General features: G+C 63.8%; 17 protein-coding genes. 5 read left to right on the top strand and 12 right to left on the bottom strand.

The window, feature by feature from the left end:
- Nucleotides 1-24 precede the first annotated feature (24 nt).
- The 3 genes from C7402_RS19155 to C7402_RS19145 form a co-directional block, all read right to left on the bottom strand.
- Complete coding sequence (locus C7402_RS19155; RefSeq protein ID WP_224044340.1) at nucleotides 25-795, bottom strand: HTD2 family dehydratase; 771 nt, start codon at nucleotides 793-795, stop codon at nucleotides 25-27.
- 310 nt (nucleotides 796-1,105) lie between these two features.
- The gene (locus tag C7402_RS19150; RefSeq protein WP_208948956.1) at nucleotides 1,106-2,605 is read right to left on the bottom strand and encodes an aldehyde dehydrogenase family protein; all 1,500 of its coding nucleotides are present in this window, start codon (nucleotides 2,603-2,605) and stop codon (nucleotides 1,106-1,108) included.
- 98 nt (nucleotides 2,606-2,703) lie between these two features.
- The gene (locus C7402_RS19145; RefSeq protein WP_116611674.1) at nucleotides 2,704-3,726 is read right to left on the bottom strand and encodes a zinc-dependent alcohol dehydrogenase family protein; all 1,023 of its coding nucleotides are present in this window, start codon (nucleotides 3,724-3,726) and stop codon (nucleotides 2,704-2,706) included.
- Between the two features lie 680 nt (nucleotides 3,727-4,406).
- On the opposite strand from C7402_RS19145, the gene C7402_RS19140 reads away from it, so the two are divergent.
- Nucleotides 4,407-5,708, top strand: coding sequence for an MFS transporter (locus tag C7402_RS19140; protein WP_224044119.1), 1,302 nt, complete (start codon nucleotides 4,407-4,409; stop codon nucleotides 5,706-5,708).
- A gap of 52 nt (nucleotides 5,709-5,760) precedes the next feature.
- Nucleotides 5,761-6,519 carry an SDR family oxidoreductase gene (locus C7402_RS19135; RefSeq protein WP_116611673.1) on the top strand — a complete coding sequence of 253 codons (759 nt, stop codon included), beginning with the start codon at nucleotides 5,761-5,763 and terminating at the stop codon, nucleotides 6,517-6,519.
- 15 nt (nucleotides 6,520-6,534) lie between these two features.
- Here the strand turns inward: C7402_RS19135 and C7402_RS19130 are convergent, their stop codons facing one another.
- From C7402_RS19130 to gcvA, 7 genes are all read right to left on the bottom strand, one after another.
- Nucleotides 6,535-7,770 (bottom strand): MFS transporter, encoded by a 1,236-nt coding sequence (locus C7402_RS19130; RefSeq protein WP_116611672.1) that lies wholly within the window; start codon nucleotides 7,768-7,770, stop codon nucleotides 6,535-6,537.
- Between the two features lie 327 nt (nucleotides 7,771-8,097).
- Nucleotides 8,098-9,459, bottom strand: a complete 1,362-nt coding sequence (locus C7402_RS19125; protein ID WP_116611671.1) for a sigma-54-dependent transcriptional regulator — start codon at nucleotides 9,457-9,459, stop codon at nucleotides 8,098-8,100.
- A complete protein-coding gene (locus tag C7402_RS19120) occupies nucleotides 9,449-11,344 on the bottom strand; it encodes a sensor histidine kinase (RefSeq protein WP_116611670.1) in 1,896 nt (631 codons plus the stop codon). The genes C7402_RS19125 and C7402_RS19120 overlap by 11 nt, the downstream gene beginning before the upstream one ends.
- A 116-nt stretch (nucleotides 11,345-11,460) precedes the next feature.
- Entirely contained in the window at nucleotides 11,461-12,789 is a 1,329-nt protein-coding gene (locus C7402_RS19115) for a 2-hydroxycarboxylate transporter family protein (protein WP_112172401.1), read from the bottom strand.
- A 302-nt stretch (nucleotides 12,790-13,091) separates the two neighbouring features.
- Entirely contained in the window at nucleotides 13,092-16,088 is a 2,997-nt protein-coding gene (locus tag C7402_RS19110; RefSeq protein WP_116611669.1) for a bifunctional diguanylate cyclase/phosphodiesterase, read from the bottom strand.
- On the bottom strand, nucleotides 16,085-17,374 hold the full coding sequence (locus tag C7402_RS19105; protein ID WP_224044123.1) for an ABC transporter substrate-binding protein: 1,290 nt from the start codon (nucleotides 17,372-17,374) through the stop codon (nucleotides 16,085-16,087). Before C7402_RS19105 ends, C7402_RS19110 begins: the two co-directional genes overlap by 4 nt.
- 239 nt (nucleotides 17,375-17,613) lie before the next feature.
- On the bottom strand, nucleotides 17,614-18,543 hold the full coding sequence (gene gcvA / locus C7402_RS19100; RefSeq protein ID WP_116611667.1) for a transcriptional regulator GcvA: 930 nt from the start codon (nucleotides 18,541-18,543) through the stop codon (nucleotides 17,614-17,616).
- Between the two features lie 159 nt (nucleotides 18,544-18,702).
- Between gcvA and C7402_RS19095 the strand changes: the two genes are divergently transcribed.
- A complete protein-coding gene (locus C7402_RS19095; protein ID WP_116611666.1) occupies nucleotides 18,703-19,407 on the top strand; it encodes an SDR family oxidoreductase in 705 nt (234 codons plus the stop codon).
- A 5-nt stretch (nucleotides 19,408-19,412) separates the two neighbouring features.
- Nucleotides 19,413-20,006, top strand: coding sequence for a pyridoxamine 5'-phosphate oxidase family protein (locus C7402_RS19090; RefSeq protein ID WP_116611707.1), 594 nt, complete (start codon nucleotides 19,413-19,415; stop codon nucleotides 20,004-20,006).
- A gap of 17 nt (nucleotides 20,007-20,023) precedes the next feature.
- Here C7402_RS19090 and C7402_RS19085 read toward each other — a convergent pair whose 3' ends face one another.
- The gene (locus C7402_RS19085; protein WP_116611665.1) at nucleotides 20,024-20,785 is read right to left on the bottom strand and encodes a response regulator; all 762 of its coding nucleotides are present in this window, start codon (nucleotides 20,783-20,785) and stop codon (nucleotides 20,024-20,026) included.
- Between the two features lie 249 nt (nucleotides 20,786-21,034).
- Here C7402_RS19085 and C7402_RS19080 point away from each other — a divergent pair, with 249 nt between their 5' ends.
- Nucleotides 21,035-22,297, top strand: coding sequence for an ATP-binding protein (locus tag C7402_RS19080; protein WP_116611664.1), 1,263 nt, complete (start codon nucleotides 21,035-21,037; stop codon nucleotides 22,295-22,297).
- Nucleotides 22,298-22,316: 19 nt separating this feature from the next.
- On the opposite strand, the gene C7402_RS19075 is transcribed toward C7402_RS19080, so the two are convergent.
- On the bottom strand, nucleotides 22,317-23,108 hold the full coding sequence (locus C7402_RS19075; protein ID WP_165841919.1) for a tyrosine-protein phosphatase: 792 nt from the start codon (nucleotides 23,106-23,108) through the stop codon (nucleotides 22,317-22,319).
- Between the last annotated feature and the right edge of the window lie 170 nt (nucleotides 23,109-23,278).

The raw sequence follows: 23,278 nt of genomic DNA, 5'->3' as shown, positions 1-23,278 counted from the left end.
GCTTTTCCGAAGCGCTCCAAACCATCAATCCATTTCGGCCCGCGCGCGCATCGTCAACCAGCCCTCATGGTCCCTCGCCCAGAGTTCGATCGACTTGCCGTCGGCACCCGGTTCACCACAAACGAAGAAAGCATTGCCGAGCAGCGTGGGGCGCACCGCCCTGAAGCTGAACGCTTTGACCATCGCGAGCGGCAAATGACGCTGGACCAGATCGATCAGCAGCGTGGCGATGAGCGGTCCATGAACGACCAGATTTGAATAGCCTTCCTCATTGATCGAATAGGTCTTGTCGTAGTGAATACGATGGCTATTGAAAGTCAGCGCGGAATATCGAAACAGCATGGCTTCGGTCGGCGCGATCTCGCGCTGCCAAGTGGCGTCCATGGGTGCGGCAGTGGGTTGGGGCGCCGGTGCGCCGGGCGCGTAAGCGTCCCGATATACCAGGTCCTGCTCCTCTTCGATCGCTACGCCCCGTTCGTCTGCGAACCGATGCTTGACTGTGACGAAGCCAAGCCGGCCGCTGCGGCCCGCCTTCTCTTCCACTTTTTCGATCGTCGAGGTGCGCGATACCGAGCTGCCCACTTCCAGCAGGCGATCGAACCGCAGCCGTCCTCCGGCCCACATACGGCGTGGCAATCCGAGATCGGGGAGAAAGGTTCCCTTCCTGGGATGGCCATCGACGCCGAGCTCGCCCGTCGAGGCGAGTGGCCAAAAGTACATCCAGTGCCAAAGCTCAGGCAACGGATCACCGGCCTTGAGCGCCCGCTCGTGATCCAGCGTTGCGCCCAACGCCATCGCGCGGGACGCCGATATCCGGTCGTGATCCGTGACGGAAATCGGTGCATCCCCAATAGCACTCAATGTGTTCACATCTCCCCCTTCTCTTTCACATAAAACATTATGCATTATATTTGCGACACGTCGAGCGATCAAGTCCCGAAGCGGGTCATTCGATAGAGGACATCAGGTATTCGGAGTCGATGCCGGAGATGGCTGGCCTGGAGGTGCACGCCGCGCCCCGCCCGACGAGGCCACGCGATGCGTGATGTGAAATCACCCCAAGCGCGCAGGACAGCGCAGTTGGGGTGATCTTGCGGGAAATCGCTCAGGTATTGATGTACACGCTCTTGGTGTACAGATACGTATCGAGGTGCGCATTGCTGCCCTTGGCGCCATATCCGCTTTGCTTCGTCCCGCCAAAACCGATCATCGGGTCGATCAGCCCGTAGCAATTGACCCACATTACGCCGGTGTGGATGCCCTTCACGACCCGCAGCGCCCGCGAAATATCGCGGGTCCAGACGGCGCCGCCCAAGCCGTATTCCGTCTGATTGCCAAGCGCAATGGCCTCTTCGACCGTGTCGAACGGAATGACGGAGAGCACGGGCCCGAATATTTCCTCCCGGGCAATACGCATGTCATTGCTCACATCGGCAAAAACCGTGGGCGCCACGAAGTATCCGTTGCCTGGTACACCGCCAGGACGCTGCCCGCCGCACACGAGCCGCGCACCCTCCTGCGAACCGATCTCGATGTACGACATGACCCGGTCGAGTTGACGCCCGGAAATCAACGGCCCCAACTGCGCATCGGCGTCCATGCTTTGGCCGACCCGTATCGAGCGCGCGAAATCCGCCACCCGAGCGGAAAACTCGCTGGCAATCGAGCGCTCCACGAAGACCCGGGTCCCGGCGAAGCAAATCTGCCCGGAATTAGCGAAGACCCCCATGGCAGCGCCGGGCACCGCCTTGTCGAGGTCCGCATCTGCGAAGACGATGTCCGGAGACTTTCCGCCCAGTTCCAGTTGCAGCTTCTTGATGTTGCCCGTGGACGCTTCGATAATCTTGCGCCCCGTGGTCGTGGACCCGGTGAATGCAATGCGGTCCACGCCCGGATGGGCCGCCAGCGCCGCTCCCGCCACATGACCCATGCCCGTGACGACGTTCACGACACCCGCGGGCAGGCCCGCCTCCCGCAGCAGTTCGACGGTGCGCAGTACGCTCAGCGACGCGTCTTCGGCGGGCTTGAGCACCGCCGTGCAACCGCTCGCCAGAACGGCGCCGAGCACCCACCATTGCCCGACCAGCGGCCCGTTCCACGGAATGATTCCGCCGACGACACCGACAGGCGCCTTGATCGACAAGGTCATGACATCGCCCGGCAAGCCGTTCTGAACCGTCTGCCCCGCAATGCTTGCGCTTTGTGCGGCGAAGAACAGGATCATTTTCAGCAGCGCGCTTTTGGACGCGCGCGTTCGCGAGATGGGCGCCCCCATGTCGAGCGATTCGATTTCGGCCAGCTCGTCGAAGTGGCGCTCGACGATGTCGTGCACGCGATAAAGCAGCGCCTGGCGCTCGTATGGCGTCCACCCGCGCCAGCGCCCCTCGAACGCCGCGCGCGCCGCCCGCACGGCCCGGTCGACATCCCGCTCATCGCCTTCGGAAACGCGCGCCAGCACTTCGCCTGTCGAGGGATTCCAGGTTTCGAACGTCTTACCCGATGCGCTCGCTACGACCTCTCCATTGATAAAGAGTCCAAAGTTTTCCCTCAAAAGAAATCGTTCCGTATTCTCGCCCGGCGCGATAAGCGAGGCCTGCTGATTCATATCAGTCTCCATGTACGCGTGCGACTTCAACCTGCACGCAGCGTTCGAATCAATCGCGGCGCCACAGCATGGACTATCCACCCGTGGCGTAGCAGGACTTACATCAGGATCACGCCTTTGCCGCTGCTCTGCCGGTTGAACTTCTCGTATGCCTGCGCTGCCTGATCCAGGCGCCAGCGGTCGGTAAACAGCGCGTCGAGATCGAGGTTCCTTTCGACGGCGAAGTCTGCGCAAGCCTTTTGGGCCATGATCGACATCGTCCATGAAGGCAGAATCCGCAACTGCCTGCGCAGCATCTTCGCAACCGACAGCCTGATTTCGGCACCGATACCGACCAGGCAGACTGTTCCCCACGACCGCACGCAATTCAGCGCGTCGTCTCCCGCCGCCGCTGCGCCCGCGGTTTCGAGCGCCATGCTCGCTCCTCTTCCGCCCGTCAGCTCATGAATCGCATCGGCTGCATTGCCGTCGCGCGGATCGAGTACGCTGTCGGCACCGAAGGCCTTTGCCGCCGCGCGCCGGCCTTCGTCAATGTCGAGCGCAATGACGTGCGCGCCCTGCGCCTTCGCGAGGAGCGTGGCGGAAAGTCCGACCGGTCCCTGCCCGAATATCGCCACCGTGTCGCGCCCAGTCAGCCCCATGCGCTCGAAAGCGCCCCATGCCGTGCCGGTGCCGCAGGAAATCGCCGCGCCGGCCGAGAAACTCAGCCGCTCGTCGAGCGGCACGAGGGTATCGGCGGCGACCTTCATATAGGGGGCGTGTGCGCCGTGCGCGTCGCTCCCGTAGACCGTCACCGGCACGGAGCGGCACATCTGCGGCCAACCGGAACGGCAGTCCTCGCAGCACGCACAGCCGCGATAGTGGTGCACCATGACACGTGCGCCGATGCGTGCAAAAGGCGCAGTGACGCCTGGCCCGACCGCCACCACGACGCCACATGGTTCGTGACCGGCGATGACCCCCGCCGTCGATGCGTCGCGCGGCCGCCTGTAGACATGCAGGTCGCTACCGCACATTCCCGACGCCTTGATCTCCAGCACGACTTCTCCGGGCCCAGGCGTCGGGTCGGGAACGGTCAGGAGTTCGAGCGTACAGTCGCCGCTAAAAACGATTCCACGCATTGTTTCGCCTCTTTAGCTTCAATCAGCCTCTTCTTCGGATACGTCGCGTCCGGACGGGATCGGCGGCGTGAGTACCCGGCTGGCATGTGCGCCACCGCTCGCCCGTCATTTGATTAGTCATGCGAATTAGCATTACAACGCTTGAGAACATGGCGAACTTCACTCGTTCGCCGAGGTGGTATGTGCGTCCATGCAAAAAAACGGCAACGAAGGAGGGGTGCTCCGTTGCCGACATATCCGCAAGCGCATGCTCCACCCCATCGCCGACGAATCTGCGCATAGTCCGCAAACACCACATCAAATACTACATTATGCATTTAATGTCGGCAAACCATCTTGCTCCGTGTTTACACTGACGTTTCGCTGATTTTAGGCGATAACAAGGTCAACTAGAACATAATTCGACTAGTCTCACCCTTCTTGATCAATCCTGACAGGCGCAAAAACTGCAATTTTTGTGCTTTATCTGCCTTTCTTGCCACCTGCGAGATCTCTCAATCGTCCTCGTAAACTCCGATTGTGCATCATGCATTATTTGCTAAAGTAACACGAAGAAGGAACCGCGAGACCCGATACGGGACCGGTTCGTCCACCACCAGGCCGGGCAACGCCGTTCGCAGGCGTTCGACGGCCCACAACCCAACCGAAAAATGCAAAGTGCACCTCGTTCAGGAGACGACATGTCGACGCATGCGCTGGAAGCGGATACGGCAATGGAAATGGGCAAGAAGGCTGCGTTCTCGACAGTCGTCGGGAACGCGCTCGAATGGTTTGACTTCGCCAGTTACGCGTTTTTCGCTTCGATCATTGCGAACCACTTCTTCCCGGTTCAGGACCATGCAACGGCCATGATCGGCACGTTCGCCGTGTTCGGCATCGGGCTGGTTGCGAGGCCGCTTGGCGCACTCTTCTTCGGACGATTCGGCGACGTGAGAGGCCGCAAGGTTGCATTGCTGATCGCCATGCCCATGATGGGCGCGGGCACGCTCCTGATCGGCCTGTTGCCGACTTACGCGCAGATCGGCATCGCGGCGCCCATTGGCCTCGTTCTGTGCCGGCTGTTGCAAGGCTTTTCCGCCGGCGGCGAAGTGGGCAACGCCATTGCCTTTCTCATTGAGTGGGCACCGCCGCGCAAGCGTGGTTTCTACAGCAGCCTGCAACAGGCAAGCGCGGTAGGCGGAACGCTGCTGGGTTCGGGGCTCGCCGCCTCGCTTTCTTCCGCCATGGGGCATGAACTGCTTGCAAGCATAGGCTGGAGAATTCCCTTCGTTGTCGGCGGCCTGGTCATTGCGCCCCTTGGCTACTATTTCCGCAGCAAGGTCGACGAAACGCCCTTTTTCGCAGAGCAGGAACACGGAGCAGCGAATCAGGCCAGGCCCGCGAGCGCCGCCAGGCAATCGATTGGCCTGCTCTGCCTCAAGACGGTGGGCATTTCAACCGTCTGGGTCGTCGCCTTCTACACGTTTCTCATCTATGTGCCGTCGTTCCTTTCGCTGCACGGCCGGATCCCCGCTTCCATTGCGCTCTGGATCAACACCGCCGGTCTGCTGATGATGGTGATCAGCATCGTGCTGTCGTCGATCGTGTCGGATATCGTGGGACGCAAGCCTTTGCTCATCATCGCAGGACTCGCCTTTCTGCTCCTCTCGTATCCGCTGTTCGTTCTTTTCGTGCGTAGCGACTCGACCGCACTCGTGTTTCTCGGCGTCGTCCTGTCCGGAGGGCTCGTGGGAATCTTCGCCGGCACCTGCCCGGCCGCGATGGCCGAGATGTATCCCACCCAGCTTCGCACGACGGGCGTATCGATCGGCTTTGGCCTCTCGACAGCGATCTTCGGCGGCTTCGCTTCACTCATCTCCGAGAGTTTGATCAAACTGACGGGATCGCCGCTTTCGCCCAGCTACTACGTGATACTCGCGGCCGCCCTTTCTCTTCCGGTTATTTTCTCGTTGAAAGAGACGGCACACGCCCCGCTTGCGTAGTTCGGCCATCGCACACCATCACGCGTTTTCGCGCAGCGTCGCAGGAGTTGGCATGGATCTGGGAATACGAGGAAAGCGGGCAGTCGTGATCGGCGCAAGTTCGGGCCTTGGCAAAGCGGCAGCCGAGGCCCTGGCGAACGAAGGCGTCGACATCGTGCTATTCGCGCGTAATGAGGCAGCACTCGCGCGCACGCGCGACGAACTGCGCGAGCGTTTCGGCGTTGAAGTCGATATCGTCGCCGGCGACATGACCCATGCTGTCGATGTCGATGCGTTGGCTCGCGCTTTATCGGCGGGCCGGGGCGTGGATATCATGGTGCTGAACACACCGCGCCCTCCCAGCCCCATGCGCGACTTTCTCGACGAAAACGACGACGCCCGCTGGGAGCAGGCGTATCAGGACCAGTTGCATGCGGCATTGCTCGTGTTGCGCCGGCTAACCCCGCTGCTGCTTCACAAGGGCTGGGGACGAATCGTTGCCATCACGTCCGCCAGCGTCAAGAGTCCGATGACGAAGCACGCCATCTCCACGATCTTTCGCGCGGGTGTGCATGGCGCGCTCAAACATCTCGCCAATGAAGTCGCCGGCCGGGGCGTCACGGTCAATGCGGTTGCGCCCGCAACCATATGGACGCCGACGTTCGGCCAGTTCCATAACGTCGAAGCGCGCGTGCAGGCCGTACCGGTGAAACGGCTCGGGAAGCCCGAGGAACTGGGCGCCGTGGTCGCGTTCCTCGCATCCAACCTTGCCGGCTATATTACCGGCCAGACCGTGCAACTGGATGGCGGCCAGACACCGTCCCTCTTTTAGCGCGCCCGCGGCCCCTTAGTCCAGCGACGGACTACATTCATGCGCCATCTCAGCGACTTTCGCCGGCCGCTCCATCGCCGCGAGCCGCTGCAACGCAACGAGGCCGAACACCGCCAGCGCGCAGCCGAGCAGCAAGTCGGCGCGCACGCCCGAGCGATCGACGATCGCGCCGCCCACCGACGAGCCCAGCGCGATCGCCACCTGAATCACGCTCACGAACATCGCCGACCCCGCTTCCGGCAAATCGGCCGTGCCGCGCTGGATCCATACGGAGAAGCACAGCGGAATCGCGCCGAACGCGATGCCCCACATCAGCATGGCGGCGATTTCGCCAACGCGCGAATGTTCGAGCACGATCATCGCCGAGAGCGCACACAGCAGGAGCGCCGACATTGTCGCCACGGAGGACTTCAAGCGCTTCGCGATCACGAGCGACGTCAGCGCATTCGAGAAAAAGCCGATCACGCCAAACGCGAGCAGGAGCAGCGTGATGGCGCTCATCGCGAAGTCCTGCTGAAGCAGCGGCGTGATGAACGTATAGGTGGAGAAGTGTGCGCCGAACACGAGCGCGACCATCAGCATGCTCAGGCGCGTATGCGGGCGACGCAGCAGCGCGACAAAGTCCGCAATACGCAAGGCGACCGCCGATGGCAGCGAGGGCACCAGCAGCGCCTGCGCGACCAGCGCCAGCGCGACGAGCCCGCCCGTCACGAAAAACGACATGCGCCACGACGCAAAACCTGCAATAAAGGTGCCGAGCGGCACGCCGATCACGGTCGCGCAGGTCACGCCGGTGAGGATGATGGCCGTGGCGCGCGCAGCGTCGCTGACATGCACAAGGCGCCCCGCCGCGGCGGTGGCGAGCGTCCAGAAGCCGCCGAGCGCCGCGCCGAGCATTGCGCGGCCGATCAGCATGACCGCGAAGTTCGACGAGATCGCGCAAACGATATTCGATACGAGCAGCATGGCCGTGAGCAGCAGAAACACCTGCCGCCGGTCCATGCGCCCGGCGAATATCATGAGGCCGGGCGCGAAAATCGCGGCCATCACGCCGGGCGTGGTCACCATCAGCCCGGCGGTGCCGGGCGTCACGTGGAGGTCGTTTGCGATCTGGGTGAGCAGGCCCACCGGCAGAAACTCGGATGTCACGAACGCAAAAGCACTGATCGCCACGGCAAAAACCGACAGCCATTGGCGCAGCGTTGTTTCGTCGTGCTGTGGGGGTGCGAGAATGGGTGAACGGTCGTTCATGATTCGATGACTGTTGGGTGGAGGGCGAATAATAAAATCGATTGTTCGGAAAATACACGCTAAAAATCGGCGATATTCGCCAATTCAATTGAGCGCGGGGGAATGGCGTTTAACTTAACATCAAAGAATAAAACGTGTGCGGCCTCGCGATTGGCGGGGTCGGCAACAGGGTTATGAACGGAATATGACGGCTCGCGCCCCGATGCGATTCCGGGGCGGATGTGGGTATTTTAGCGGAAAAATAATTATCGATATTCCAGACGCAGATAAATCGCCCAGGAATATTCAACGCGAATTCACATTATCGAACTGCGCGGCGCTACGTATTCAGACTTCGGCGCCCTCGCCCTGCGCATCGCGGCCCGCGATCTTCAACTGGCGCAGCTTGTGGTAAAGCGTCTTCTTCGGCATGCCGAGGTCGGTGCTCGCATCAGCGACGTTGCCGTGATTGCGCCGCAGTGCGTCCTCGATCAGCATGCGCTCGAAGTACGCGAGTTGATCCGCGAGCGTGCCGCCTTTGGCCGCGCCCTCGCCCGCCGAAAGCAGGCTGTCGCCGGTCAGCCCGAGCACGAAGCGGTCCGCGACGTTCTGGAGTTCGCGCACGTTGCCGGGCCACGGGTGCATCATCAGCTCGGACATCTGCGCCGCGCTCACCAACGGGGCGGGCGTGCCGAAGCGGCGCACGGCCGCGAGCACGAAATGCTCGAACAGCAGCGGCACGTCCTCGCGCCGCTCGCGCAGCGGCGGCAATTCGATCTGCGCGACATTCAGCCGGTAGAGCAGGTCCGAACGGAACGTACCTTCGGCCGAGAGCGCGGTGAGGTCCGCCTTCGATGCGGCGACGATGCGGCAATCCACCGGAATCAGTTCATTCGCGCCCAGCCGTTCGACCACACGCTCCTGCAAGACGCGCAGCATCTTGATCTGTAGCGGGACCGACATCGTTTCGATCTCGTCGAGAAAGAGCGTGCCGCCATTGGCCCACTCGATCTTGCCGATACGCTTCTTGATTGCGCCCGTGAACGCGCCCGCCTCGTGCCCGAATAACTCGCTCTCGAACACCTGCTCCGGCAGGCCGCCGCAGTTCAGCGCGACGAAATGCGCGTCGCGCCGCGCGCTGAAATCGTGAAGGCTGCGCGCGATCAGTTCCTTGCCGGTGCCCGTTTCACCGGTGATGAGCACCGAAACAGACGTATTGGCGAGCCGCAAAATCTTCTTGCGCACGTCGGCCATGGCCGGCGACTTGCCGAGCACCAGCGCCTCGATGCCCTGGCCGTTGCGCAGCGTGGCGCGCAGCCCCTCGACTTCGAGCGTGAGCCGGCGCTTCTCGACGGCGCGCGCCACCCGGGCCGCAATCACGTCCGAAGAGAACGGCTTCTCGATGAAATCGTAGGCGCCCACGCGCATGGCGCTGACCGCAGTGGAAATATCGGCATGTCCGCTGATGAGCAGCACCGGAATCTGCGCGTCGACCGACATCACGTGGTCGAGCAGTTGCAGCCCGTCGATGCCGGGCATGCGCACGTCGGAGACGATCACGACCGGCGCGCCCGGCACGACTTCGGCGTACGCCTCGGCGGCCGAGGCATACGCGCTCACCGGAAAGCCCGCGAGCGCGACGGCCTGTTCGACGCCGATGCGAACATTTTCGTCATCCTCAACAACCAGCACCCGAATCTCATCTTCCATGTTCTGTCCTTTGCGGTTCGGCTGCCGCGAATTCTATCGTGAAGCGCGCCCCGCCTTCGTCGCGGTTGGCGGCGGAGATCTTCGCGCCGAACCCTTCGATAATGCGCGACGTGATCGCGAGCCCGAGTCCGAGGCCTTGCCCTCGCGGCTTCGTCGTGACGAACGGCTCGAACAGATGTGCGAGCACCTTCGGCGCGATGCCCGGCCCGCTGTCGTCAACCGTGAAGCGGACGATGCCGCGCGAGTCAGGCTCGCTCGCCTCGATCGTGATGACACGCGCAGGCGCGTCGCGAACGGCGTCCAGCGCGTTGCCGAGCAGATTGACGATCACTTGCTGAAGCTGGCTCGATTCCGCATACACGGTCGTGCCGGGCGGAATCCGCACGGCGAGGCGCACCGCTTCGTCGCGAATGCGCGCGTCGTAGATGAGCCGCGCGTGCGCGAGCGCCTCGGCCAGCGACACGGCCACGCGCTCCACCTCCGGCTTGCGCGCGAACGCCTTGAGCTCGGCGGTGAGCACGGCCATGCTGTCGACGAGACGGCCGACGCGCTCCAGGTTGGCGTTCGCCTGCGCGGGCTGGTTGCGCTCGAAGAACGTGCGCGCGTTGTCGCAAAGCGTGCGGATCGCCACGAGCGGCTGATTCAGTTCATGTGTGAGACCAGCGGCCATCTGGCCGATCACGGCGAGCTTGCCCGCGTGCACGACTTCCTGCTGCGTGGCGCGCAGGCGCTGCTCGGTGCGCTCGCGCTCGGCGATTTCCCGCTGCATCCGTTCGTTCGCATCGGTGAGCGCGGCGGTGCGCTGCACCACGGTCGTTTCGAGCTGGTCGTTCGCGCGGCGCAGCGCCTCCTGCGCAGTGAGCTTTTCCTGAATCGTGCGGCGGCGCTGGAGCGCGTACAACGCATAGAGCACGGCGATCAGAAACATGCCCGTCACGAACCCGAACGCAATGCGCTGCTGACGCCGCGCGCCGGCGGTGTCGAGCAGCACCATGATCGTGTCGCCGCCCTGCGGCGCCGGACGCGACATCACGAGATAGCGGGCGGTGCGGCCCGCGCGATGCGGATCGGGGAACAGGCCGAACCACGCCGCGCCGTTCCAGTCGCCCACGCGCCGGTACGGCAACACCTCGACCACGCGCCCCGCGTATTGCCGCGACGCCTGGATGCCGCGCTGCTGCTGCGCGGTGATCGCGCGCATGGCGCTGAACTTCCATGCGGGCTCGGTGGAGATCACGATCACGCCGTTGCCGTCCACCACCAGCGCCGCCTCGGCGGGCGTGCGCCACGCCACTTCGAGCGCGTCCACGCTGACCTTCACGGCCACCGCGCCGAGCGGCCGGCCGGCCGCCATGTCGCCGGCCACCCCGCCTTCGGGCACGACGTTCGCGAAGTACAAGCCGGGCACGCCGGTGTTCGTGCCGATGCCGAAGAAGCGCCCGCGGCCGCGCGCCAGCGCGTCCTGGAAGTACGGGCGATACGACACGTTGGTGCCGACAAAGCTCACCGGCTGGTTCCAGTTGCTCGCGGCGATCACGGTGCCGTGCGCGTCGATCACGTCCACGGCGCCGCTGCCGACGTCACGGTTGACGGCTTCGAGATAGGTGTTGACTGCGGGCAGAAGGCCCGCCTTTTCGTTGGGCGGCGCGTTGAGCAACGCGCGCACGCTGTCCTGGCGCGCGACGAGCGCAGGCACCATTTCGAAGCGCCCCAGCTCGCTCGTCAGGCTGGAGGCGTAAAGGTCGAGCCGGTGCGCGCCGACATCGGCGAGCGCATCGATTGCCCGGTTCCAGGCGAATTCGACGGCGGCGAACGCCGCCCCCACATACAGGACGGCCGCCGCCGCCCATCCCCACCATGCGATTCCCTTGTAGCGCTTGTGCACGTTCTCCCTCGTCGATGGACCGCCGCCGGGTGGCGGACGGCGCGGCGGACGGCGCGGCGGCTGCGCGCCGGATGCGCCGGCGCCGCCATCGCGAGGGCGTTCACAGCAGACGGCGTTCAAGCGCCGAAGTGCGCGAGCAGGATGAGCGTCACGGTCACGACGATCGCGCCGCCAATGCGCGTGGCGATCTGCGCGAACGGCATGAGTTGCATGCGGTTCGCGGCGGTGAGGATCGCCACGTCGCCGGTGCCGCCCTGGCCGCTGTGGCACGCGTTCACGATTGCGGTGTCGATAGGGTACATCTTCATCAGGCGGCCGACCACGAAGCCCGTGCCCATCAGCGTCACGACGGTCGCCGCGATCGTCACGACATTGACGAGCGTGAACGCGGCCATCAGCTTGTCCCACGGCGTCATTGCCACGCCGATCGCGAACAGCAGCGGATACGTGACCGCCGTGGAGAAGAACTTGTAGACCACGAACGCGCCTTCCTGGAGCGGCGGCGAAACGGCGCGCGCGAGCTTCACGAGCACGGCGAGGAACAGCATCGCGACCGGCGCGGGCAGGCCGAACAGCTTGTTCGCCATCAGGCCGATCAGGTACAGCGTGATCGCGGTAATACCCGCCGCCGCGATATGGCCCACGTCGACGTGCCCGCGAGCTTCCTCGTTCGACTGCGCCATTTCCCCGAGTTCGCCGACTTGCAGACGGCCATTGCCGGTCAGATGCGGAAAGCGCTTGCCGACCATGTCGAGCGCGCCGGAGAGAATGATCGCAATGAGGCTGCCGAGCATCACGGGCGGCAACACCTGGGCGAACAGATCGCCCTGCGCCACATGCATGATCTCCGAATAGCCGACGGAAAGCGGAATCGCGCCCTCGCCCACGCCGCCCGCCATGATCGGCACGACGATGTACAGCAGCGTGTGCTTCGCGCCGAGGCCGAGCGCGGTGCCCACCAGCGTGCCGACGATGGTTGCCGCAACGGTGCCCGCCGCGAGCGGAATGAAGATCTTCAGGAAACCCTGGATCAGCACGCGCCGGTCCATGCTCAAAATGCTGCCGACGATGATCGACGCGATGAACAGGTAGAGGAAGTTGGTCTGCTTCGTGAACTCGACCGTGACGTGCAGGATCGGCTTGGGCAGCACGTGATAGTAAGTGAGCGCCGAGGGCACGAAGGTCGCGAGAATCGCGGCCGCGCCGATGTTGCGCAGGAGCGGCAGGCGCTTGCCGAGTTCGGCGCAGGTGAAGCCGAAGAACGCGAGCACGGCGATCGCCATCGAGATCTCGCCGGGCACCTTGCCGGTGACGGCGAAACCGCAGATGAGCGCGAACAGGATCACGTAGATCGGCAGCGGAATGATGCCGATACGGATTTCCATGAGCTTCCACCAGCCTTCTGGCCAGAAGCGGGTCTTGTTGGCGGCGGCCTGCTCGGGCAGCGCGTGGGATGGGGCGGATGCGGATGCACTGTTCTGCACGGATGTCTCCTTCGTTTTCGCTGCCGGACGGGTCGCTTTGCCGGTGCTCGTTCTGAAAAAGGCGACCGGCTGAAGGCCGCCGGAGCTTTATAAAGCAGCAGTCGTGCCAACCCGTGTCCAAACGCTGAAAATCCGCCTAACCCATTGATTTATATGAATCCATCTGATGTGACCCTGAGCGGCGCAGCGGCTCTGCGCGCTGAGATTTCAGAATCGGAGAAATTCGCAGGCTGAAATCTCAGCCTCGCGAATCGAGCGGCGCGTCATACGCCGTCCAGGACACCCGCATTGCGCGCCCGTGCCCTCGCCTGCGCGCGGCCGTCTTCATCGGCGTGAGCGGGGATCGACGGCCAGACCAGCGTTTCGAACTGATCCGGCGCAATCGGCGTGGAGTACAAAAAGCCCTGCGCGAAGTCGCAGCCGATCGCCTTGAGAAAATCGCGCTGCTCGACCGTTTCCACCCCCTCGGCAATGACCTGGATGCCCAGCTTGTGCGCGAGCACCACCATCGCCTCGCACAGCACCTGATTCTCTTCGTCGACGCTCAGGTTCTGCACGAATGAACGATCGATTTTCAGGTAATCGATATCGAAGCGCTTGAGATAGGCCAGCGACGAATAGCCCGTGCCGAAGTCGTCGATCGAAATGCCAATGCCCGAGCGACGAAAATCCAGCAGCTTCTCGTCGATTTTCGATTCGGCGTGCAACAGAATGCCTTCGGTGATTTCCACCGCGATGCACTGCCCCGGCATGCCCACCTGGTCGAGATAGTCGTGCCAGCGCGCGCACATCGCGCTGTCCTGGCGAACCTGCACCGGCGACATGTTCACGCTGATCTGGAACGACCCGTCGTAGCGCTCACGCCATTGCCGCGCCTGTTCCAGCGCCTGCCGGAACACCCAGTCGCCGATCGGGACGATCAGCCCCGTATCCTCGGCCAGCGGAATGAAATCGAGCGGACTGACCGTGCCCCGCTCGGGATGCAGCCAGCGTATCAGCGCCTCGGCTTTGCAAACGCGTCCGGTGGCGAGCTCGACCACCGGCTGGTAAAGCACGCGCAACTGATGGCGAGGCAACGCGGCGCGCAGGTCGCTCGTGAGGCGCAGGCGCGTTTCCGCCTCCACCTGCAAATCGGGCGTGAAATAGCTAAAGCGGTTGCGCCCGGCGCTCTTGGCCGCATACATGGCCTGGTCGGCGTTCTTGAACAGCGCGTCGAGCTCGCTCGTGTCGTCGGGGAACACGGTTACGCCAATGCTCGCCGAGATATAAACCTCGTCCGCCCCGAGCTTGAATGGTTCGGTTAGCTTACGATTGATGTTGCGCGCAATGCGCTCGACGACCTCCATGTCCTCCAGCCCGGGCAGGATCACCGTGAACTCGTCGCCGCCAAGCCGGGCGACCGTGTCCTGCTCGCGCACGCTGTCGCTGATGCGCCGTCCGGCCTCGATCAGCAGCACGTCGCCGGTGTCGTGCCCCAGCGAGTCGTTGACCTCCTTGAAACGGTCGAGGTCAATCAGCATCAAAGCCATGCGCCGACCCAGATGGCGCGAATGGGCCGCGTCCTGATTGAGGCGATCATGAAACATCTGCCGGTTCGGCAGGTTCGTCAGCGCGTCGAAATTGGCCTGTTTCCAGATGGTCGCCTCGAACGCCATGCGGTCGGAGAGATCGCGGCCCACCGCCAGCACCGAAGTGATCGTGCCGTCACGATCGATTTCCGGCGTGATGCGAATGTGGGTGCATTGCTCCTGCCCATCCTTGCCGGACCATCTCAGCTCGAATTGCGTGCTTTTCCCGCTTGCCAGGACTTCGCCGATTTTCTTTTCATAGAGCAGCGCATTGGGGCCACCCGGCAGCTCCGAGGGCCGCTTGCCCAACGCGTCGGCCGCATGGCACCCGGCCGAGGCGCAGAACGCGGGGTTCGCGTAAGTGCGGCGCAGATCTCGGTCGTAGCGCGTGATCGTGTCTGGCGAGTTTTCGATGAGAGTGCGCGACTCGCGCTCGCGCGCGACGAGCTCCGCCGTGCGATCGACCACCGTCTGTTCGAGCGAGGCGTTGATTTCGTTGATCTTCTCGATCTTCTGCTTGATCGCGCCGCGCATGCGCTCGAAGCGGTGCGCAAGCCTCGCCAGCTCATCGCGCCCGCCGGCCGGGCTTTGCGCGTCCTGCGCTTCGTCTTCGGCCGCGCCCGCCGCGTCGCCGGCGTCGTGCATCTTGCGCACGAGATCCCGAAGCGGCGCCGAAATACTATGGGAAATAAACCAGGCCAGAAAGATCGACAGCAGAAAGCCCGAGATGCCCACCAGCACGATCTGGTTGCGCACCGCCTGCGCTTCCGCGGTCAGATTCTTTTCGGCAATCGTGCTCACCACGAACCAGGCGGTGCCGGGAATGCGCGCATAGGCGGCCAGGTAGCGCTCGCCGTGACGGCCTGCGAATGCAAAGCAACGGCTCGCCTCGCCGGACGCGCCGTTGCGCGCGATCTCCTGGACGAGGCCCGCCTCAGGCGTGTCGCGGCCACTGGCGGCCAACGCGTTCTCGGCGCTGACGATCAGTTTGTCGTGGCTCGAATCGAACACGAAGATATTCGTGCCGCTGCCGGAAGCGACGTCATTGAATATGGTCGAAAAGTATTCCGGACGAACGACCAGAACCAGATTGCCGATCTTCCTGTTGTTGCTCTTGTCGTAGATGGCGCGCACCATGCCCAGGTTCTGCTGCCCGACGCCGTTGTCGTAGCTGCCCCAGTAGGTGCGCTCGTGCGCGGCTTGCGCACGCCGCACGAGACTCGTCACGCCCTGGGTCAACTGCGCAAACGCTTGCGTGTCGAGAATCCGGTCTTGCCCGTCGAGCAAATACTTCTGGTTGATGAAATCGACCGACCCGTAGTGCTCAAGGAGCAAACGCGCCATATCCTGTCGCGCCTCGCTCTGCTCCCTCGCGCTGCCGCTCGCCGCCATCGCGAGCGCGCCCTGCACCCGGTTCGACAGCACCAGCAGGTTGCTCTCGGTTTCGATCTGCTGCATGCGCAGTTGCACGTTTCTCGAAACCTGGCGCACGACCTCTTTCGAGAATATCTCCGCATTCTCCTTGATCGCCGCGATCGATTTCACATACGAAATGCAGCCCGAAATAAAGATGGGCAACAGCGACAGCAAAATGAAAGCCGTGATCAGCCGATACCGGATTTCAACGCGGCGAAGCAGGTCCTGGCTCAGGTGGTCGAAAGCGCGCCGCAACAGCGCGGAAATCGAATTCATTTGTAATGCATCTTCGCTTCAGTCTTCACCGATTCATCCAGGCGCTGCGCGGCCTGCCTGGGCGTTATTTTCCTGAGCAGCACGTCCTGCATCAGTTTGTGCAGGAGCTCAATCGTATTGGAAGGAAGCGACGAATAATAGGGGCTGGCCGTTACGGGAAAACGACTGACCGCATTGGTATAGTCGACGATTTCCGGGTCGCTCACGACCGTTCCCGCGCCTTGCTGAAACGGCGAGATGTTGTGGCGTTTCCTCTGAAGAATCGGAAAACCCCTGGCGGCGATGAATTCCAGAAAGCGCATGGCGGCGGCCTGGTTGGGTGTTTCGCAAACCGCGAAGCCCGTTTCGCTGCCCAGCACGGGCACGACCGTCTCGCCTTTAGCGTTCCAGGGCGGAATGAATACGCCCACCGCAAAGCGGTTGCCATGCATCATGAGCCCGGCGGCCCAACTGCCCTGAAACGCCATGGCCACCTTCCCTTCCTTGAACAGGCGTATGCCTTCGTCATAGCCCGTGGTCATGAACGCGGGTTGCACGTAGCCGCGCTCGGGCAGCAAGGCGAGCCTCGCGAAGATCTCGGCAACGGCCGGCGTATTCAGATTCAACGTGCCGTCCGCCATTTTCGCTTTCCAGTCGGGTTCGTGCGCCACGACGTTGTTGGCGAAACCGGAAGCAAAGGGGCCGTTGCCCAGCATGTTCGGAAACCCGCCGTTCCACATGATGGGGACGAGACCCGCGCGCTTGAGCTGGGCGCACACCTGCATGAACTCCGCGAAATTCGTCGGCAGCGCCTTGATGCCTGCCTTCGCGAACATCTCGCGGTTGTAATAGATCATCGTCGTCGCAACGCCGCCCGAAACGCCGAACCCCTTGCCGCGGCGGCTCGTCCAGTCGCCCTTGAGCGGCGCGAGCATGGTCTTCCACGCCGCCGTCTGACTGACGTCGGCCAGCACGCCCTGGTCGGCCAGTTCGGCTGCGTAAGCGTTCGGATTGATGCTGACGAGATCGGGCAGCGTGCCCGCCGCCACGCGCGGCTTGATATTTTCTTCGACCGAGTTGCCGATCATGAACTGAACGTTCACGTGCACGTCGGGATTGCGCTTGCCGAACTCGGAAGCGATCTCGAGCATCTCTTCCGGCCAGTCGGGCGCCCATATCAGCGCGGTGATGGTCGTGCCGGCGGGCGGCGGCTCGCTGCCCTGAGTCGCGTTGCGCTCATGGCAACCCGCGAGAACCAGCAAGCCGATCAGTCCGGACAGCAGCCAGGCAAACTTGATTCCTTGCACGTCACGCTCGCGTATGAGTTCGGGAAAAGCGGCTTGGGCGTCGGGAGTCCCGCACATCTCTCACGCCCGCCAGATTAAGCGTGCCGGGTTATCGCAACCACGAGGGAAAACGGGTCGATGGGCGCGATAAGGGAGCCAGCATGCATATCGGCAAAAACCGCGCGCCGCTTGAGGGGGCGAGGCGTTCGGCAAGCGACCGGCAAGCCACTACCGGCGCTCACCATTTGCGATCGAGCGTGTTATTCCGACGAGCCGGCGAGCGGTTTGTCTTTGAGCGAGGACGCGTATTGCGCGAGCAGCCAGCTTCGCATCTTCTGGCTCGTTTCCCACCGTGCGCTCGCCTGGGGCAGCAGGACGTAATAGCCCAGCGACAACGGCAGCGAAAAGTCGAACAGGCGTTGCAGTCTGCCCGCCTCGATATCGCGCTCGACGAACTGCTCGCTGGTCAGCGCAATGCCGTGTCCCGCGATGGCGGCGTCGATGGCAAGCGACGACTGGCTAAAACGCGGCCCCTTCAACGCGCCCATCGGCCTGGTGTAGCCGAGCGCGCTGAAGAACTCCGGCCAGAGATCATGGGTGTCGTGCAGCAACACATACTTTTCGAGGTCGGCGACCGTGGTGACGGGCGCGTCGTGCTTGAACAACTGCGGACTCGCGACGGCGAATACATGCAGCGGAAACAGCAGATCGCTCACGAGCCCCTTGGCGAACGGCGGCTTGCCGAGCCGCACGGCGATATCCACGCCGTCCGATTTGAAGCTGCACAGCGCGACGTCCGCGATCACGCGGACATCGATCTCCGGATGCGCCTCGCCGAAGTCCGCCAGCCTCGGGATCAGCCATTTCGAGGCGAACGACGGCGGCGTGCTGATGGTGAGCGAAGCCGAGCGCCGGTTCAGCGCCTCGGTGGCGTCGGACACGATCGTGAGCGCGCGTTGCACGGCGACGAAGTACGTGTGACCTTCCGCGGTGAGCGCGAGACCCCGTGATAGCCTTTCGAAGAGCGGCAGGTCCAGCGACTCTTCCAGCAGACGCACCTGTTGCGCCACCGCGCCCTGCGTCACGCCAAGCTCCTCGGAGGCGAGCCGGAAATTGAGGTGCCGGCCGGAGGCCTCGAATGCGCGCAGGGCATTGAGCGGCGGGAGGCGGCGTGACTTCAGCGTATACATGAGGCAGCAGGGAATCGAGACAGTAGATATTCTACTGTCAGACCGTAAAAAACATCATTCGACAATTCGATCATAACGCCATAAATTCCCCATGAACACCCGCCGATTGCGGCCAGATCGCCCTCACGGCGCGCGCAATCCACTCAAGGAGAAAGCAAGATGGCAGTAGAAAAAGTCGCACTCATCACGGCCGCCGGCAAAGGCATGGGCGCGGCCATCGCGCGTGAACTGGCGGCGCAGGGCTACCGCCTCGCGTTGATGTCGCCGTCGGGCAGCGCGAGCGCGCTCGCCACGGAGCTGGGCGGATTCGGCATGACCGGTTCGGTCACGGAGGCCACCGACATCGACCGCTTCGTCCAGGGAACGCTCGACAAATACGGCCGCATCGACGCCGTGGTGAACAACACCGGCCACCCGCCCAAGGGCGACCTGCTCTCGATCGACGACGAACAGTGGCACCTGGGGCTCGACATCATCGTGCTCAATGTCGCCCGCGTGCTGCGTCGCGTGACGCCTGCGTTTCTCGCCCAGGGCGGCGGAGCGGTGGTGAACATTTCCAGCTTCGCGGCCGACGCGCCCGAGCAGGCCATGCCCGTTTCCTCCGCGCTGCGCGCCGCATTGAGTTCGTTCACGCGCCTCTATGCCGATCGCTACGCCAAAGACAATATCCGCATCAATTCCGTACTGCCAGGCTTTATCGATAGCTGGCCCGAAACGCCGGAGATCGTCGCCCGCATTCCCGTTGGCCGCTTCGGCAAGACCGGAGAGATCGCGAAGACGGTGGCATTTTTGCTCTCCGATGGCGCGGGCTACATCACGGGGCAGAACATTCGCGTGGATGGCGGCATCGTGCGCGCGCTGTGACCGGCATGCCGAAACCGCATCTCGACCCGATCGCCGATGAGGTATGGCGCCTGCTGAACGCGGGTGCCAATGCGGGCAAAACGCGCTCGCCTTTCACGATGCTCCAGGCGGCGACCATCGGCCTTGATGGTTCGCCTCGCGTGCGCACGGTCGTGCTTCGGCGCGTCTGCCGCGAGCAACGCTCGGTGATGTTCCATACCGACGTGCGCTCCGCGAAGGTCGCCGAGTTGCGCCAGGACGCGCGCATTGCACTGGTCGGCTGCGACCTCGACACGGGCATTCAGATACGCCTGCACGGCAGCGCGCGCATCGTCGATGCGCCCCACGAAACGCGAGACATCTGGACTGCGAGCCGGCCACGAACCTTGATCGTCTACCGCACACCGCTCGCGCCCGCCACGCCGGTTGCGTCACCGGCCGAGGCGCACGCAACGACAGCCGGTGAAGACATCGATTCCTCGGCCGGATTCGAAAACTTCTGCCTGATCGACGTCGCCGTGTCGAAAATCGATTACCTCGATCTGAACCCGGCGGGCCATGTTCGCGCCAGCTTCACGTTCGATGCCGGGGCGTGGCGCGGCGAGTGGATCGCCCCATAAGCGGCGCGCGCATGCGCTCAGTGGTCGCGGGAAAATTCGCCCGCATGATCGCCGTAGCGCTGCGCGAAACCCACTTCGCCGTCGGGCACGAACACGTAGCCGTGCCCCCATACGGTCTGTAGATAACGCGGCTCGGAAGGATCGGTTTCGATCAGCCGCCGCAACCGCCAGATCGCGACGTCGAGGCTGCGGTTGCGATAGCGGCCCGTCTCGCCATAGACGATTTCGATAATGCGCTCGCGCGAAAGAATCGTCATCGCGTGATTGACGAACAGCTTGAGGAACGTGAATTCGCTCGATCGCAGCGCAATGCGCACTTCGTCGCGATAGAGTTCGCGCGAACGAAAATCCAGCTCATAAGGACCGAAGCGAAACGATGCGCGGCTTTCCGGCGCGCCCGTCGAGTTCGCCATGCTGCGCCGGCGCATCACCGTGCGAATGCGCGCCACGAGTTCGCCCGGATCGAAGGGCTTGCCCACGTAGTCGTCGGCGCCGAATTCGAGCCCGAGCACGCGGTCGATTACGTCGTTGCGCGCGGTCAGCAGAATGACGGGCAAGTCGTCGCCGCTGTCACGCAGCGTGCGCAGCGCGCTGATGCCGTCCACCTCCGGCATCATGATGTCGAGCACCACGACCTGCGGCCGCTCCGTGCGCAACTGCAACTGCATGGCGCGCGCGGAAGGCAGCGTCGTCACGGAGAATCCGCGCATCTGGAGATATTCCGCGGTGACGTCGCGCACGACCGGGTCGTCGTCGACGAGAAAAATCTTGTTAGTCATGCGTAGATCGTAAGGGACTAAAACTGGCCGGCATAGACCCCGCGCCTTACCATTCCTTTCCCGTGCGCATGTAAGAAGATGCAAGAAATCAGTAGTCCCTTGCAGTCCTGAAAGCCGTCGATATCCAATAAAATGACGCGATGAGTCCACACGTCCTCATCGTCGAAGGCGATCGCGCCTTACCCGAGATCTTCACGACTCATCCCCGCTGCGACACTCACGCGGCGCGCGGCATGATCGCCTGAACGCATGAACAACCCGTTGAATACGCTGTTTGGGCGCATGGCGCTGATGTCGGTGCTGGTGCTGCTCGCGATTCAGGCATGCTGGTATGCGGTGTTCGCGCCGCAGCCGCGCCGCCACGAAGTGGAAGGTTTCGAGCGCGGCCTGCTGCTCATGCTGCACGCCGCCACCAACGCGGCGCCCAACGAAGTCGAACTGGCGCCCGCGTTGCGCGTGCATCTCGTGCCCACCTGGAACATGCCCGCCGACGTGCGGCTCGAAGAGCCGCGCGTGGAGCCGCTCGCCGACTTGCGCCGGCAACTGCTTCACGACCTGCCTGCGGGCACCGAGATTCTCGCCGCCAGACGGCGTGACGACGCACTGTGGGTACGCTTTCCGGGCCGCCCCACGTGGATCGTCGCGCCGGTCGATCTGCCGCCTGCGCTCAATCTGCTGCCGCAGTTCGGCGCGATGCTCGCCATCTCGCTCTTGCTCGCGCTGCTCGCGGTGTGGCAAATGCAGCGGCCGCTCTCGCTCGTCGCGCACGCCGCGCGCGCGTTCGGCACGGGCCATCGCCCCGCGCCCGTCGACGAGCACGGGCCGCGCGAACTGCGCCAGTTGATCGGCGCGTTCAACGGCATGATGAAACAGCTCAACGAAGCCGACGACGATCAGGCTGTCATGCTCGCGGGCGTCGCGCACGACCTCAAATCGCCGCTCACGCGCCTGAAGCTGCGCGCGAGCATGCTCGGTCTGGAGCGCGAGCGCGAACAACTCATTCGCGAAGTCGATTCGCTCAACGATATCGTTCAGCAGTTCCTGGAATTCGCGCGCCAGCGGCCCGAGTCGGGGCCCGAGGTGCAGGTGGACACGCTGCTGCGCGAGCAGTTCTTCTCCGACGACAGCGACGACCACGAAGCGCTTTTCATGCTCGACCTGCGCGCCGGTCCCGCGTTTCGTTTGCCGCGCACTTTCCTCGACCGGCTCGTGTCGAATCTCGTCGACAATGCGCTCGAACACGGTGTGCCGCCCGTGGCGCTCGCCACGTGGCGCGAAGGCGCGCACTGGATCATCGAGGTGCGCGACCACGGCCCCGGCATTCCGCCCGAACGCGTGGCCGCGGCGCTCAAACCGTTCGTACGCCTTGACGAAGCACGCGGCGGCGAAGGCCACTGCGGGCTGGGCCTCGCGATCGTCACGCGGCTCGTGCGCAATCAAGGCGGCCGCTGCGAGTTGTCCAATCACCCGCAAGGCGGCCTGCGCGTGCGCATTGCGCTGCCCGTTGCATAAGCGCGCCTGCGCGCGCGGCTCACGCCACGAGACGATTGCGCAGGCTGTCCACTGTGGCCGAAGCCAGGCCGAGCCCGGCGGTGAGATAGCGGTTCAGGTCGCCGTAACCGGTCTGCAACGCATCGAATGCGGTTTGCAGATAGCTGGCCTGCACCGGCGGCGCGGCGTTGAGCGCATCCACGTTCGTGGAGCGCCACGCGTTGGTGAGCAGAAAGTCCTTTACGACGATTTCGAGCGGCACGTTCGCGATCAGCAGCAGCAAGGCGCTCGCCCATCCCACGACATCCACGCCGGTCCCGCCGCAGATGATCTGCGGCCCCGGCGTGGCCGCGATATGTTCGAGCAAGGCACCATACGCGGAGCATTGCGCGCGGCCCGTCACCAGCGTGCGCCACTGCGTTTGCATCGCGGCGTCCAGCGCGGCGGCCCCCATGCCCTCGAACGACGGTGGCGCGAGCGTTCCCAGCACATTGAGCGTGAGATAGCTGGCCGTGCCCGGCACCTGGCTGGGGGTGCTGCCGGTTTCGGCCGGCGTGCGCAGATCGTAGACGCAGGCGAGCGCCATGCGCGCGAGCGTGGCCGCGTCGGCGGCGTTCGGCGTGAGGGTGTCGGCACGATAGAGCAGCGCGCGCCGCACGTGCGCGCCGTCGCTCGTGCTGTAGCCTGGCGCCGCGCCGCCCACGTCGCGGAAATTCGCCACGGACTTGACGACGGGCGTTGCCGCGTCCTGCGAGCCGTCGCCCCCCGCGTAATCGCCGCCGCATGCGCTCAGCAGCGTGCTCGCACAGCCGCCCAGCGCGAGCACGCTCACGGTACCCTTCAGCAGCGCGCGGCGTGGCGGACTGGCCGGCGCGCCGCGGCCGGTCGCGCACCCGCGCATACGCGCGCGGGAAGAGGTTGAGGCGGAAATAAAAGGATTCATTGATGAGCGGCTGATGCAGGAGCCCGCGCACGCAGCGAGCCGCTGCAACGTCGTGAATC

This window comes from Paraburkholderia unamae (assembly GCF_003096875.1).
Classification (GTDB): domain Bacteria; phylum Pseudomonadota; class Gammaproteobacteria; order Burkholderiales; family Burkholderiaceae; genus Paraburkholderia; species Paraburkholderia unamae.
This window is presented reverse-complemented; position numbering and strand designations above follow the sequence as displayed.

Excerpts from the sequence above, each read along its gene's own strand:
- C7402_RS19135 (WP_116611673.1), top strand. The coding sequence starts at position 5,761 with ATGGATCTGGGAATACGAGGAAAGCGGGCAGTCGTGATCGGCGCAAGT.
- C7402_RS19080 (WP_116611664.1), top strand. The coding sequence starts at position 21,035 with ATGAACAACCCGTTGAATACGCTGTTTGGGCGCATGGCGCTGATGTCG.
- gcvA (WP_116611667.1), bottom strand. The coding sequence starts at position 18,543 with ATGTATACGCTGAAGTCACGCCGCCTCCCGCCGCTCAATGCCCTGCGC.
- C7402_RS19085 (WP_116611665.1), bottom strand. The coding sequence starts at position 20,785 with ATGACTAACAAGATTTTTCTCGTCGACGACGACCCGGTCGTGCGCGAC.
- C7402_RS19150 (WP_208948956.1), bottom strand. The coding sequence starts at position 2,605 with ATGAATCAGCAGGCCTCGCTTATCGCGCCGGGCGAGAATACGGAACGA.
- C7402_RS19145 (WP_116611674.1), bottom strand. The coding sequence starts at position 3,726 with ATGCGTGGAATCGTTTTTAGCGGCGACTGTACGCTCGAACTCCTGACC.
- C7402_RS19140 (WP_224044119.1), top strand. The coding sequence starts at position 4,407 with ATGTCGACGCATGCGCTGGAAGCGGATACGGCAATGGAAATGGGCAAG.
- C7402_RS19125 (WP_116611671.1), bottom strand. The coding sequence starts at position 9,459 with ATGGAAGATGAGATTCGGGTGCTGGTTGTTGAGGATGACGAAAATGTT.
- C7402_RS19130 (WP_116611672.1), bottom strand. The coding sequence starts at position 7,770 with ATGAACGACCGTTCACCCATTCTCGCACCCCCACAGCACGACGAAACA.
- C7402_RS19110 (WP_116611669.1), bottom strand. The coding sequence starts at position 16,088 with ATGAATTCGATTTCCGCGCTGTTGCGGCGCGCTTTCGACCACCTGAGC.
- C7402_RS19095 (WP_116611666.1), top strand. The coding sequence starts at position 18,703 with ATGGCAGTAGAAAAAGTCGCACTCATCACGGCCGCCGGCAAAGGCATG.
- C7402_RS19155 (WP_224044340.1), bottom strand. The coding sequence starts at position 795 with ATGGCGTTGGGCGCAACGCTGGATCACGAGCGGGCGCTCAAGGCCGGT.
- C7402_RS19090 (WP_116611707.1), top strand. The coding sequence starts at position 19,413 with ATGCCGAAACCGCATCTCGACCCGATCGCCGATGAGGTATGGCGCCTG.